This is a genomic window from Paraburkholderia dioscoreae (assembly GCF_902459535.1).
Classification (GTDB): domain Bacteria; phylum Pseudomonadota; class Gammaproteobacteria; order Burkholderiales; family Burkholderiaceae; genus Paraburkholderia; species Paraburkholderia dioscoreae.
In genome coordinates this window covers 3,508,376-3,521,200 of record NZ_LR699553.1, presented here as the reverse complement: position 1 = coordinate 3,521,200, position 12,825 = coordinate 3,508,376, and the positions used below count along the sequence as shown (strand labels likewise).

Below are 12,825 nucleotides of genomic sequence, written 5' to 3'. Positions count from 1 at the left end.
GCACGAGGGACCTCATTTTCCAGGCGCGAGAACCATGTCTACCATTACCGTCAATTCCAGTACCGCACTGCGTGGCCCGCTCGATTTCCCCGACAGCCCGCTTTCCCAGGCAGCAAAGCAACCGCTGATGCTTGGCCTGTTCCTGCCGATCCAGACCGGCGGCTTCTCGCAGTCGACGTATCCGCGCGGGACCGACTGGTCGTTCGAATACAACCGCGCGCTCGCGCTGCGCGCGGAAGCGCATGGCTTCGAATTCGCGTTCGGTCTCCAGCAGTGGGTGCCGAAGGGAGGCTTTGGCGGCGCTTCGCACTATCGTGAGAATTTCCTCGATCCGTTCATGGCCACGGTTGCGCTGAGCGCGTTGACCAGGCGGCTCATCACCATTTCGACCGTGCATATCCTGTATGGCGATCTGCATCCGCTGCATCTCGCGCGTTTCGCGGCGACGGTGGATCACATCGCGGGCGGCAGGTTCGGCTTGAACATCGTGACGGGATACGATGCCGCGGAGCCGCGCATGTTCGGCATGGAACGTATCGTGCACGACGAACGCTACGATCGGGCCAGCGAATTCGCGTCCGTGCTCGAAACACTCTGGGCCGGCGAAGAGAATCTCACGCACGAGGGGCGCTTCTACCGGCTGGAGGGCGCGTATGTTTCGCCGCGGCCCAAATATGGCCGGCCGATCATGGTTTCCGCGAGCGCTTCTCGCGCGGGTTTCGAGTACGCGTCGCGGCACTCGGACGTGGTGTTCACGTCGAGCCCGGCGGGCGCCGTCTTCGAGCGCGCTATCGAGGCGTTGCCCGAGCACGTCGCGCAGATTCGTGAGCCTTATGCGGGAACGGGCCGCGATCCGAAGGTCATCATCTTCCCCATGATCATCTGCAAGCCGACGCGCGAAGAGGCTTTCGCGTATCGCGACGCGATCGTGGCACAGGCCGATTACGAGTCGATCCGCGCGTATACGGCACGGCACAGCGGAGGCGATGCCCAGGGATGGAAGGGGCACGTTCCCGCCGACCGGGTTCTCGGCGGGCATATCCAGATAGTTGGGAGTCCAACGGATGTGGCCGACGCCTTGCAGAAGCTGCACGAAGCAGGCTTCGACGGCGTTCAGCTGGGCTTCTACGACTATGCGCCGGAACTCGAATTCTTCGCGCAGAACGTGGTGCCGTTGCTCGAAGCGCGCGGCCTGCGGTCGAAGGCCGTATGAGCACCGGTCTGATCCTGAACGCGGTGGTGCTGGGTGTCGGCATGCATCCGGGCGCATGGCGCTACCGGCGCGACGAGGCGTTTTCGTCGCTCGGGCTGCCGTTCTATCGCGAGCTTGGCCGCACGGCGGAGGCGGGCTGTCTGCACGCGCTTTTTCTTGCCGATACGCTGGCGGTGGGCGAGGAGAACTTCGAGCGGCCCAATCTCGGCGCGGTAGATCCGCTGCTCGCGCTTGCCGCGATAGCGGACGCGACCACCCATCTCGGTCTCGTGGGCACGGCGTCGACGACCTATAACGAGCCGTTCAGTCTCGCCCGGCGTGTCTCGACGCTCGATCATCTGAGCGGCGGCCGTGCCGGCTGGAATGTAGTGACGACCTTCGTGCCCGACGTGGCCGCGAATTTCGGCGACGCGCCGCTGCCGGCGCCCGCGTCGCGCTATGCGCGAGCGGAGGAGTTCGTCGACGTGGTGCGGGCGCTCTGGCAGAGCTGGTCGCCGCGGGCGCTCGTCGGCGACAAGGCTGCGGGCGTGTTCGTCGACGCCGCGCAGGTACACGCCATTGATCATCGCGGCGAGCACTTCAGCGTGCGGGGACCGGCGACGCTGCCGCCTTCGCCGCAGGGTTCGCCGGTGCTGTTTCAGGCGGGATCGTCCGAAGCGGGCCGCGCGCTGGCCGCACGCACGGCCGACGCCGTGTTCACGGCGCAGAACACGCTCGCCGGAGCACAGGCGTTCCGCGCGGATATCCGCGCGCGGGCGCGCGCATTCGGCCGGGATCCCAACCGCGTAGCAGTGCTGCCCGGTCTGTTGGCGGTGCTGGGCGGCACTGAAGCGCAGGCGCGCGAACGCAAACGTGAACTCGACGCACTTGCCGGCAACGCCGAACTCAGGAAGCTCGCGCTGCGCGTGGGCGTTCCCGTCGACGCGCTCGAACTCGACAAACCGTTGCCGTTCGATGCCATCCGCGAGAACACGGCCTTCAAGGGATCGGAGGGATTTCGCCGCGCCGCGCTGGAACTGGGGCTGCAGGAGAACCTGACCGTGCGCGAGATTCTTTATCGCAACGGCGGCGGGCATCTGCAGGTGGTCGGCACACCGGAACAGGTCGCGACGACGATCGAGACGTGGCACAGCGAGCGGGCCTGCGACGGCTTCAATCTGATGATCGACGTGCTGCCGGAAGGGCTCGCCGATTTCACCCAACACGTGATTCCGCACCTGCAAAAGCGCGGTCTTTTTCGCAGCGAGCCGGTTGGCACGACGCTGCGATCCAATCTAGGTCTATGAGGTCAGCGATGTTGCAGTACACGAAAACAGACGACGTGGCGCGTATCACGTTCGACAGTCCCACGACATCGAATGCGATCACGTACCGCATGATGAACGATTACATCGCGGCGCTCGCTGCGGCGCGCGAGAGCCGCGCGCGCTTCCTGCTGATCGACGCCAAAGGCGCCGACTTCACCGTGGGCCGCGACCAGAAGGAGCGCGTGCCCGATGTGACGCGCGAACAGAACCTCACGCTGATTCTCAAGGCCAATGCCGCGCTGCGTGCCTTCGACGGCGTGAGCATTGCGCTGATCCAGGGTCGCGCGCTGGGTTTCGGCTCGGGCATCGCGTTGCACAGCACGATTTCGATCGGCGCCGCCGACGCCGTGCTTGGCTTCGACGAGATCCATCACGGACTGGCGCCGCTCGTGGTGGCCGCGTATGCGCCGTATTTCATCGCGCCGCGCATCGCGCAGGAGCTCGTGATTACGGGGCGCGCAGTGCCGGCGGAGGAAGCGCGCGCCATCGGCCTGCTGAGCCGCGTGGTGCCGCGCGCCGAACTCGAGCGTGCGGGACAGGCGCTCATCGAAAGTCTGCAAGGCTATCTGCCTTCGGCATTGCGCCTGCTGCGCGACTATCACGAGGGCGTTGCCCGCTATCCCGACGACGCGACGCTCGGCGCCGCCGTGCAGCGCCTCGCGACGTGGATCGAACAAGGCAAGCCGTGAACCCAACGACGCACAAACCAACTCGCATCATGCTAAAAGAACAGATTGCCGCGACCCTGCTTGGGCTCGCGCGGATCGCGGCCGTTGCGGCCGCAACGGTATCGATGGCGCAGGCGGCGCAAGCAGCCGAAGCACCCTACAAGCTCGGCTATCTCGTCGACGCATCGGGGCAGCAGTCCACCACGCTCAAACCCACGTTCGACGCGTTCCAGCTCTATATCGCGCAACTGAATCGCGCAGGCGGCGTCAACGGGCGGCAGGTGCAGATCGTCACACGCGATATCCAGAGCGACACGCAACGCTCGCTCAACGCGGTCGAGCAGCTCAGGAGCGAGAGCGTTTCGGCGGTGCTCGGCCTTGGCGCGACCAACACGCACGCGCCTGTATACGCGGCGGCGCAGAAGCTCGGCCTGCCCGTGCTCGCGTCGAATCCGATCAACATTCCGATCGTGCTTCCGCCGGTCAAGCCATATGCGTTCGGGCTAGGCCAGGAGTTGAGCCTCGCGGGCATAATCGGCGGGCACTTTGCGCACCGGTTGCGGCCGCAGGGCAAGACCATCGCGTGCGTGGCATTCGAAGTGCCGGGCTCGATTCTGAGCTGCAACAAGATCCTCGAACAGGCAAAGGCCGAAGGCTATCAGCGCGGCGAGCTCTATACGGTGCCCATCAGCCAGCGCGATTTTCGCGCGGTCGTCGACAGGATCGTGTCGCTGAATCCTGACGTCGTGGCCGACTGCATCGGCCGCGAACATCTTGCCGCTCTGCTGCCGGTGCTGGCCGCTTCCGCATATAGCGGGATCTTTCTCTCGATGGACACCGGCATCGGCGACAAGACGCTGATCGATGCCGTTCCGGCGAACTCGAAACTTCAGGTCTACAGCTTCACGCGTTTCGTGACGCATGGCGACGGCGCCGGTTCGCAAGCGAGCGCGCTGCGCACCGCGCTCGCCGCCGCCCACATGCCAGACGACGACGCGAGTTACGCGGGCGGCTGGGCACTGGGGCTCGTCGTGACCGACGCGCTGCGCCGTTGCCAGGGCGCGTGCGGCCCCGATGCGCTGCGGGCCGCGCTGGAGAACGTGGACATCGACAGCGGCGGTCTCACGGGCGCGCGTCTCACCTTCACGCCGAACGACCACTATGGACCGTCCGCGTGGCGTCTGTATCGCTACGACGCAGCGGGCAAGTCTCTTTCTGCGGTGGGCGGCTGGCAGCGCATTGCGAGCGACGGCAAGCTCACGCCCTGAGGATTGTGATGAACGTCTGGTCTTTCTCGCTCGATCTGCTGAGCAGCGCCGTAACTTACGCGTTGCTTGCGCTCGCCGTGGTGCTTGCGTGGCGCACGAGCCGCGTGCTGATGTTTTGCGTGGGCGAGATCGGCATGACGAGCGCCTATGTGATGAACGGCATCGCTCGCGCAGCGGGCGGCGGCGTGTGGGGTTTCGCGCTGGGCGTGGCCGGTGCGCTCGTCGTGGCCGCGCTGATCGGCTGGCTGCTATTCGCGCTGCTCCGGCAGCTGTCCGCGGCGGGCGATTACTTTGTCGGGACGGTCGTCACCATCGCCGTGAGCATCTTTCTTACGGGCCTGATGTCTTCGGTATGGAGCGGGGAAACCGTGCAACTGCCGCTGCCGCATCCCATGCTTGCATGGGGCGGCGTGACGTTCTCCGCGGTCAGTGCGTGCATCGTGGTGATCGGCGCGGCGCTGATCGGCGTGCTCCTGTTCGCGTTCTACCAGTCGCGCGCCGGGATCGAACTGCAGGCTGTAGCGGGCAACTGGACGCTCGCGGTACTGAGCGGCATTCCCGCAGCGCGCTGGTTCGCGGCCGTCTGGATCGTCGCGTCGATGCTGAGCGCCGTGGGCGGAATCTTTTCAGGGGCAATATCGGCCGTGTCGATCAGCGGGGCCGCTGTGGGTTTCTCGGGGATCGTCGCGGCGATCATGGGCGGATTGACGAGTCCCGCGGGCGCACTCGCGGGCGCGTTCGCGCTCGCCCTCGGCGAGAACCTCACGAGCCTCTGGTTCGACGCGCGTTACAGCGTCGCCGTGCCGGTCGTCCTGCTGGTACTTCTGCTGGCCCTGCGGCCGGCGGGGTTGAGCGGACGCGTCGAACACATTTCGAGAAGTTGAGCTGAGCATGTCGAGTCTTCAATCAGGTGCGCTGGAACCGCATACGCGCACGATCTTTCCTCGCGGCGCCGTGCAGCCCGCGCTGCTCGCGGTGGCGATCGCGGCACTCGGGGCGCCGTTCGCGCTGGGCGGCTATGGGCTTTACATTGCATCCAGCGGTGGTGTGATGGCGCTCGGCGCGATGGCGCTCACGGTCCTTTCGGGATCCGCGGGCCTACCCTCGCTCGGCACCGCCGCTTTCATGGCAATCGGCGCGTTTTCGGCGGGCATTCTTGCGACGCAATGGGGCTTGGGTATGCTGCCGGCCCTTCTGCTCGCGCTCGTTCTCGGTTTCGCCGCCGGCGCGGGTGTCGCGTTGCTCACGTTACGTGTTTCAGGGCTTTATCTGGCGGTCGGCACGCTGGCATTGCAGCATGTCGTGCAGATCGTCGCGACCGACCTCGATCTTAAGTTTACCTACGCAAGCGGCTTCATGCTCGAGTCACCGCATATTGCGGGCCTCGCGATCGATACGCCGGCGAAATGGTGGGGGATGACGATCGTGCTTCTGCTCGGCGTCTATGTGCTGTTTCGCAGCCTCCAGCGCGGCCATGTGGGACGCGAGTGGGCTCTCCTTCGCATGGAGCCGACGGCGGCCGCGACACTGGGCGTTTCGCCTGTGCGTGCACGGCTCACGGTCTTCGCGTTGACGTCTGCGGTGATCGCCGCATCGGGCGCCATCGACGGATACCGGCTGGGCAATGTTCAGGCGACGGGCTATTCGCTGCATCTGGCCATCATGTATCTCACGGTCGTCGCGCTCGGCGGCGCGGGCGGACTCGTGGGCGCGGTGGTCGCCTCGTATGCGATCGTCGTGCTGCCCGACGCCATTGCGGCGGTCCTCGCCACGCTGGGTATCGATGCCACCACGCGCCTTGCGGGCATCGACAACATGTTGCTCGGCGCGCTGCTCGTCTGTGCGTTGCTCGATCTTCCGGCGCGCGCGAGGCGCGTCATTCTGCGCCCTGGCGCTGCATCCGCCGCGCGGAGGGAACCGTGACTGAAGCGCAGCTTATGGAAGTGCGCGCGCTGTCGATTACGTACGGCGTGGATCGCGCGGTGGACCACGTCTCGTTCTCCATTGCTCGCGGTACGAGTCTGGTGCTCGCGGGCAACAATGGTGCGGGCAAGACTTCCGTGCTCGGCGCGCTGGCGGGTTTACGCCTGCGCGGCCAACGTGTCAGCGGTGAAGCGGTGTTCGGCGGCGTGGTCTTGCGTACGGGCGATATCGCGCAGCGTATCAGGCAGGGTGTGCGCCTCGTGCCGGACCGTGAGAAGGTATTCGGTTTGCTGAGCGTCGCCGACAATCTGCGGATCGGCGCCGCGCGCACGCGCAACAACACGATTCGTCTCGACGACGTACTGGGATGGTTTCCGCGACTTGCCGAACGCAGAGGCTCGCTCGCGGGCAACCTCTCGGGCGGCGAGCAGCAGATGCTCGGCATCGGCATGGCTTTGCTCGCCTCGCCGCAACTGCTATTGCTCGATGAACCGACGCTCGGGCTCGCCGTGCCGGTAATCGAGGATCTGTGCGAACGGCTCGCGCGTTTGCGCCGCGAAGCCGGTCTTACGATGCTCGTCGCGGAGTCCGATTCGCAATGGCTTGCCGCGCTCGCCAACACTGCCGCCGTGCTGGATCGCGGACGTCTGCTGCGTACGTTCGGCACGTTGTCACAGGACGATCTCAGCACGATCCACGATCTTATGCTGGGACTTGGCGCGAACGGCGATGAAGCCGATCGCCCGGAGGATCACCATGCAACGGTCTGATCCGTCGATTGTATTGAGCCTCCAGCGCGTGAATCTCTCGTTCGGCGGGCTTCAGGTGCTGCGCGACGTCGAATTGTGCCTGCAGGCCGGGGAAGTGCTTGCGCTGATCGGCCCGAACGGCGCGGGCAAGTCCGCGCTGCTCAACTGCATCACGGGTGTCTACCGTCCGGCGGCAGGCAGCGAGATACGGCTGCACGACACGCGTATCGACGGCCTCGCGCCGCATCGTGTCGCGAGACTCGGTATTGGGCGTACGTTTCAGGGACTCAAGCTCCTGCGTGAGCGCACAGTGCTCGACAACATTCTGCTCGGCTGGACGACGCGGTTTTCGCTCGGCGCACTGGGCAGCCTCGCGCGGCCGTGGCGCGCGCGTCGCGAGGAGCGCGAGGCCCGCGAGCGAGCGTATGCGATGGCCGAGCTATGCGGTCTCGCCGAACTGCGCGATGTGTACTGCGGCGAGCTTCCACTTGGCGTGCTGCGTCGCGTCGATCTGGCGCGCGCGTTGTTGCGCGATCCGGACGTCCTGTTGCTGGACGAGCCCGCCTCCGGGCTCAGCCACGATGAGAGGCCGTTGATCGGCGAACTGGTGCGCATTGCGTGCCAGGACGCAAAACGGTCTGTCGTATGGATCGAGCACGATCTCGACCTCGTATTGACCGAAGCGCACCGCGCCGTGGTGCTGCATCACGGCACGGTGGTGACTTCCGATAACCCCGCTCAACCTTCCGGCCGCGCGCGTCTGCTGACGGCTTACCGGAAAGGGCGGTTGACAGCGTAGAAGTGCTCACCGCCGCCTCGTGGACGCGAGGTGGTCAGTTCCATGTTTTCTTCACACACTGCAGTGTCTGGAACGGTTGAAATTTTGGTCATATAATCAGGTATACTAACTATGAAAAAATTAAATAGTCTGTTTGGGGCCGTGATTGCTGTGTTCACGGTGGCGGCACACGCGCAAAGCAGCGTGACGCTATATGGCAGTATCGACGAAGGCGTCACCTATACGAGCAACATCAAGGGGCACGGCACCGCCTCCGTTGGCCCCGTGGCGGTGCCTGACTTCTACGGCATTCGCGGATCGGAAGACCTGGGCGGCCAGTTCAAGGCGATTTTCGCCCTGCAGAACGGTTTTCTGTCGAGCACGGGTGCCGGCACGATTGCGGGTGAGGCGTTCAGCCATTTCGCGTGGGTCGGCCTGTCGAGCAATCGTTACGGCGCGCTGACGCTCGGTCGTCAACTGGATCTCACAACGGAAACGCTGCGTCTGGATTCGGACGGCAGCGTGCAGTACACGTTCTATCTGTTCCACCCCGCCAACCTGGACAACCTCGGCATTCGCGGCGACTCGATCAACAACTCGGTCAAGTACGCGACGGCGGATTTTCATGGTCTCAAGGCAGCCGTGCTCTACGGCTTCGACGATACGTCGACGCAGCCGGGGCGTGTCGTCAGTGCCGACGTGATCTACACGAACGGGCCGTTGCGTGCATCTGCGGTTTATAGCAGCTGGCGCAACCACTCGATCGACGTGGGTTCGCAACTGGGATATACGAGCTTTCTCGGTCAGTCGCTCGCGAAGGGCAGCGTCTTTCTCGCGAAGAAGCAGGACATTGGCGGTCTTTCGGCGACATGGTCGGTCAACCGGAATCTGGCACTGCACGGCGTGCTTACGCAAGTCAATCTGAGCAGCGACTATGGTTCGGGCCGCATGAGAACCGTCGAGCTTGGCGCGGATGTGCATACGAGCGTGGCCAATATGGTGACGTTCGGCGGATACGCGTCGTGGCTGACGGGCACGCGCTACACGGAAGTCGGCGTGGGCGACGTCTACTCGCTGTCGAAGCGCACGATTGTCTACGCGCAGGCCGTTTATCAGCACGCGCAAGGTTCCGGCAATGCGGCGATTCCGCTGCTTTCGCCGTCGAACAGTCCCAACCAGACGGCGTTACGCGTGGGCGTGCATCAGTTTTTCTGAGTCGGCTTTAGGGCCGGTTTATTCGACGGCGGCTTTGCACGGAGTGGCAGGGTCTGCGTGTCAGTCATCTATCAAGTTCTAAAGGAGAGCATCATGAGTCTACGTCTTGGCGATATCGCACCGGATTTCGAGCAACAGTCGAGTGTCGGCCCGATCAAATTCCATGAGTGGCTGGGCGATAGCTGGGGTGTGCTGTTTTCGCATCCCGCTGACTTCACGCCGGTTTGCACGACCGAACTCGGGCTGACCGCGAAGCTCGCCGACGAATTCGAGAAGCGCAACGTGAAGACCATCGCGCTGTCGGTCGACAGCGCCGAGTCGCACAAGGAGTGGATTAAAGACATTAACGAGACTCAAGCGGCCAATGTCGGCTTCCCGATTCTCGCGGACGGCGACCGCAAGGTTTCCGAGCTGTACGACATGATCCACCCGAACGCGAACGAAACGCTGACCGTGCGCTCGCTGTTCGTGATCGACCCGAAGAAGAAGGTGCGTCTCATCATCACCTATCCGGCTAGCACGGGCCGTAACTTCGACGAAGTGCTGCGTGTGATCGATTCGCTGCAACTGACCGACAGTCACTCGGTTGCAACACCGGGCAACTGGAAGCAGGGTGATGACGTGGTGATCGTTCCGTCGCTGAAGGACGAGGAAATCATCAAGCAGAAATTCCCGAAGGGCTATAAGGCGCTGCGTCCGTATCTGCGCCTGACACCGCAGCCGAACAAGTAGGGTGATGAATATTAGCCTTGTGTCTGTCGCAGTGCGGTGCCTACTTTCGGACGTCCGGTAGTCCACTGGCTCTGGCCGGCCATCCAGCGGCGCTTGGTACGCCAAACGGAACGGTCTGCTCCATCCCCTTAGGGTGCCGTCGGGGGCTTAAAGGCGGGTCGCCAGACAGATCAGGCGAATACTGCAAGCGGTTCCCTTGCTGTCTGCACAACGTGTCGGGTATCGTTTCCGCATGCCGCCTTGAATGGTGCAAGTGATTCAGTTTCGCCGCCTGGTAATCAGGTCGCCCACGCCGGTATGTATGGCGATCTCCCGGATATAGCCTCTGGAATACTCCACCCCCACGCGCTTGTGGATTACTGCGCGCAGGCGTGCGTTATTCCAGTGGTCGCCGTCCATGCCGTGCTGCCGGGGTGACTGGCTACCCACGCAAGTAGCTCATCGTTGACTGTAAGACGTGTTTCGGTTCGCCGTTTAGGTGGATGCATCAGATGGGAGAGTTCCAACTCCACAACGAGCTGGCGAACGTACCCGTTGGAATGTGGACTTGCCCCTGCATGACCGGACATGCGGTCACGCTTAGGTTGGTGAATCTGCTCGCTGGCGAAACTCGCGTGGTGAGCAGTATTTCAGGGCGCTGTGCGGATGCGACTCGTTGTAGTGGTCAAACGCGATGGCCAGGTTGTGCAACGCCGTTCTCGCGTCCGGCTTGGGCATCCACGAGACGTAGTCTCTCTTCATCGTTTTGACGAAGCTCTCGGCCATTCCGTTGCTCTGCGGACTTCTGACCGGCGTCGTGATGGGTTTCAGGCCCACTTTTTTCGAGAACGTCAGCGTCTCCTCGGCAATGTAGCAGGAACCGTTGTCGCTGAGCCATTCGATTTCGTTGTCGGCCTTTAACGCACCATCGAAACGGTTTTCTACAGCTTGAAGCATGACATCACGCACCATGTCTCCGGTATAGCCTCCAGTGGTCGCAGCCCAGCTCATGGCTTCCCGGTCACAGCAGTCCAGTGCAAAGATGACGCGCAGCGGCGAGCCGTCATCACAGCGGAATTCGAAGCCGTCCGAGCACCAGCGCGCATTGCTCTGGTCCACCGCGACCCTTCCATCGTGCCGGCGCCTGGATTCGGGATGTCGAGGGCGGCGCTCAAGCAGCAGGCCGTGGGTATGCATGACCCGATAAACCCGTTTTGCATTAACCCGAGGCTGTCCCTGTGCCTCCCGGTTTCGGCGTAGGAGAGCCCAGGCGCGCCGGTAGCCGTAAGTAGGCAAATCAGCAACCAACTCCTGGAGCTCGGCAACGAGCGGCATGTCGTCACGGGCGGGTGTCTTGCGCTTGTCGACCCATTCGGCGTCGCGCTTTATTTTCACTGCGAGATTAGAGCGCGACACACCCAGGACATTACAGACCGTCTTCATCGGTCGTCCCCTGGCAGCAATGGTGAGCGCGCAATCAATTTTTTTGCCCGGCCGTACTCCACTGCTTCGCGGAGGATTTCCACTTCCATCGTCTTCTTGCCCAGCAATCGCTGGAGTTCACGAATCTGTTTCATCGCTTCGGCCAGGTCCGATGCCGGTACCACATGCTCGCCGGCACTGACCGCTGACAGGCTTCCGTCCTGATAGAGCTTGCGCCAGGCGAACACCTGGTTTGCATTCACTTGATGACGACGGGCAACTCCGGAAACGGTTGCGCCGGGCTCGAAGGTCTCGCGCACTATCGCAAGCTTTTCCTCGACAGAGCGCCTGCGGCGCTGTTCGGGCTGGGTCAAAACTTCAATGGGTTCCACGTTAGAGCTGGGCTTAAACATAGGCGTAAGACTACCTCAAAGTTTAAGCGTTCCTCGTGTCCGGTTTTCACGGGGGCCGCCCCAGAATGGTAAATATCAAACTTGCGTTTGATTAGCGCCTGAACATCACGATTTCGCCATAAGTCCGAGTCGAAGCCGTGGGCACGTGGTCCTTTTTCCCGCGCGACTGTTACCTTCATGAAGTTTGGTATTGCCCGGATGGGCGCGGCAACTCTCTTCCCGCATGCATCCCGCATGGGCCGGACGGAGACGCTGCTCGGAGCGTCAACGAGGCAGGCAGCCAATGGGTATGGACGTTCTGGGCATCGTCACATATTCAGGCGATGAACATTCACTACGAGTTCGTCGGCTACGGAAAATACAGCGCCCGTTACGACGACGATCTCCTTCCCTATTCGCGAGCTATGTATGAAAGGCAAGCCGGGTGCTTAAAGTGAGAGCGACCGTCGTCCTCGGTCGTGTGACCCAGCGCGGGCCATGAAGAGACGTTCGACACACGTTTCTGATTCGTCGACAATTGGTGAGCGTAAACAACCTTCGACGGAAAACCTGAGATGCTGCTGCAACCGACAGAAATCCAGATTGAATCAACCCGGCTCTTGATCAAACCGTTCTCGGCCAACGACGCGGATGCCACGTTCTCATGCATAACTCCTTCGCTCACCCGTTACATGGCGTGGGAGCCGCCGGCATCCCGGCATGACTTCGATGGTGTTTGGCGGTCCTGGATACCGGCGATAGACGACGGATCGGACTATGTATTCGCAATCCGGCAACGCGCTGACGGGAGTTTCCTTGGGTTGACCGGCCTTCACCGCGTACGCACCGAGAGCCCGGAACTCGGCATCTGGATTCGCGAAGATCATCATCGAAATGGTTTTGGTCGCGAGGCCGTAACTCTGGTTGCACACTGGGCAACGCGAACCATTGGCTGTGCCAGTTTTACCTATCCGGTTGCCGAAGAGAACCGCGCCAGCCGGCGCATCGCCGAATCGTTGGGCGGCGTCATTGTGGAAAGCCGCGCGACACCAAAGTACATATCCGTCGTTTACAGAATTCCTCGCCGGCCAGTCATGAGCGAGGCATAAGCGGTTCGGCCCACAAACTGACATCCGCCGGCCAGGAGGCGAGATTGAAGCAGAGGCGCGGAATCGCTGA

General features: G+C 62.9%; 12 protein-coding genes. 11 read left to right on the top strand and 1 reads right to left on the bottom strand.

Going from position 1 to position 12,825, the window contains the following annotated elements; all coding sequences use genetic code 11:
- Nucleotides 1–34: 34 nt before the first annotated feature.
- From PDMSB3_RS15825 to PDMSB3_RS15780, 10 genes are all read left to right on the top strand, one after another.
- Nucleotides 35–1,213, top strand: coding sequence for an LLM class flavin-dependent oxidoreductase (locus tag PDMSB3_RS15825; protein WP_007180778.1), 1,179 nt, complete (start codon nucleotides 35–37; stop codon nucleotides 1,211–1,213).
- Nucleotides 1,210–2,499 carry an LLM class flavin-dependent oxidoreductase gene (locus PDMSB3_RS15820; protein WP_007180779.1) on the top strand — a complete coding sequence of 430 codons (1,290 nt, stop codon included), beginning with the start codon at nucleotides 1,210–1,212 and terminating at the stop codon, nucleotides 2,497–2,499. Before PDMSB3_RS15825 ends, PDMSB3_RS15820 begins: the two co-directional genes overlap by 4 nt.
- Before the next feature lie 8 nt (nucleotides 2,500–2,507).
- On the top strand, nucleotides 2,508–3,209 hold the full coding sequence (locus PDMSB3_RS15815) for an enoyl-CoA hydratase/isomerase family protein (protein WP_165186880.1): 702 nt from the start codon (nucleotides 2,508–2,510) through the stop codon (nucleotides 3,207–3,209).
- 29 nt (nucleotides 3,210–3,238) lie between these two features.
- Complete coding sequence (locus PDMSB3_RS15810; RefSeq protein ID WP_165186877.1) at nucleotides 3,239–4,456, top strand: ABC transporter substrate-binding protein; 1,218 nt, start codon at nucleotides 3,239–3,241, stop codon at nucleotides 4,454–4,456.
- 8 nt (nucleotides 4,457–4,464) lie between these two features.
- Nucleotides 4,465–5,340, top strand: coding sequence for a branched-chain amino acid ABC transporter permease (locus PDMSB3_RS15805; protein ID WP_007180782.1), 876 nt, complete (start codon nucleotides 4,465–4,467; stop codon nucleotides 5,338–5,340).
- 7 nt (nucleotides 5,341–5,347) lie between these two features.
- Nucleotides 5,348–6,379, top strand: coding sequence for a branched-chain amino acid ABC transporter permease (locus tag PDMSB3_RS15800; protein ID WP_007180783.1), 1,032 nt, complete (start codon nucleotides 5,348–5,350; stop codon nucleotides 6,377–6,379).
- Nucleotides 6,376–7,149 (top strand): ATP-binding cassette domain-containing protein, encoded by a 774-nt coding sequence (locus PDMSB3_RS15795; protein ID WP_007180784.1) that lies wholly within the window; start codon nucleotides 6,376–6,378, stop codon nucleotides 7,147–7,149. The genes PDMSB3_RS15800 and PDMSB3_RS15795 overlap by 4 nt, the downstream gene beginning before the upstream one ends.
- A complete protein-coding gene (locus PDMSB3_RS15790; protein ID WP_007180785.1) occupies nucleotides 7,136–7,927 on the top strand; it encodes an ABC transporter ATP-binding protein in 792 nt (263 codons plus the stop codon). Before PDMSB3_RS15795 ends, PDMSB3_RS15790 begins: the two co-directional genes overlap by 14 nt.
- Before the next feature lie 111 nt (nucleotides 7,928–8,038).
- Entirely contained in the window at nucleotides 8,039–9,121 is a 1,083-nt protein-coding gene (locus tag PDMSB3_RS15785) for a porin (RefSeq protein WP_007180786.1), read from the top strand.
- Nucleotides 9,122–9,214: 93 nt separating this feature from the next.
- Nucleotides 9,215–9,853: a peroxiredoxin gene (locus PDMSB3_RS15780; RefSeq protein WP_007180787.1), complete on the top strand. Its 639-nt coding sequence runs from the start codon at nucleotides 9,215–9,217 to the stop codon at nucleotides 9,851–9,853.
- A gap of 579 nt (nucleotides 9,854–10,432) precedes the next feature.
- Here the strand turns inward: PDMSB3_RS15780 and PDMSB3_RS15775 are convergent.
- A protein-coding gene (locus tag PDMSB3_RS15775; RefSeq protein WP_085954161.1) for an IS3 family transposase occupies nucleotides 10,433–11,667 on the bottom strand; the annotation gives its coding sequence in 2 pieces (ribosomal slippage) (nucleotides 10,433–11,313 and nucleotides 11,313–11,667; 1,236 coding nt in all).
- Between the two features lie 554 nt (nucleotides 11,668–12,221).
- On the opposite strand from PDMSB3_RS15775, the gene PDMSB3_RS15770 reads away from it, so the two are divergent.
- Nucleotides 12,222–12,755 carry a GNAT family N-acetyltransferase gene (locus PDMSB3_RS15770; RefSeq protein ID WP_007180789.1) on the top strand — a complete coding sequence of 178 codons (534 nt, stop codon included), beginning with the start codon at nucleotides 12,222–12,224 and terminating at the stop codon, nucleotides 12,753–12,755.
- Nucleotides 12,756–12,825: the final 70 nt, after the last annotated feature.

Bases quoted from the DNA above. Each gene is read 5' to 3' on its own strand.
- PDMSB3_RS15770 (WP_007180789.1), top strand. From the start codon at position 12,222: ATGCTGCTGCAACCGACAGAAATCCAGATTGAATCAACCCGGCTCTTG.
- PDMSB3_RS15790 (WP_007180785.1), top strand. From the start codon at position 7,136: ATGCAACGGTCTGATCCGTCGATTGTATTGAGCCTCCAGCGCGTGAAT.
- PDMSB3_RS15785 (WP_007180786.1), top strand. From the start codon at position 8,039: ATGAAAAAATTAAATAGTCTGTTTGGGGCCGTGATTGCTGTGTTCACG.
- PDMSB3_RS15810 (WP_165186877.1), top strand. From the start codon at position 3,239: ATGCTAAAAGAACAGATTGCCGCGACCCTGCTTGGGCTCGCGCGGATC.
- PDMSB3_RS15825 (WP_007180778.1), top strand. From the start codon at position 35: ATGTCTACCATTACCGTCAATTCCAGTACCGCACTGCGTGGCCCGCTC.
- PDMSB3_RS15780 (WP_007180787.1), top strand. From the start codon at position 9,215: ATGAGTCTACGTCTTGGCGATATCGCACCGGATTTCGAGCAACAGTCG.
- PDMSB3_RS15820 (WP_007180779.1), top strand. From the start codon at position 1,210: ATGAGCACCGGTCTGATCCTGAACGCGGTGGTGCTGGGTGTCGGCATG.
- PDMSB3_RS15805 (WP_007180782.1), top strand. From the start codon at position 4,465: ATGAACGTCTGGTCTTTCTCGCTCGATCTGCTGAGCAGCGCCGTAACT.
- PDMSB3_RS15815 (WP_165186880.1), top strand. From the start codon at position 2,508: ATGTTGCAGTACACGAAAACAGACGACGTGGCGCGTATCACGTTCGAC.
- PDMSB3_RS15800 (WP_007180783.1), top strand. From the start codon at position 5,348: ATGTCGAGTCTTCAATCAGGTGCGCTGGAACCGCATACGCGCACGATC.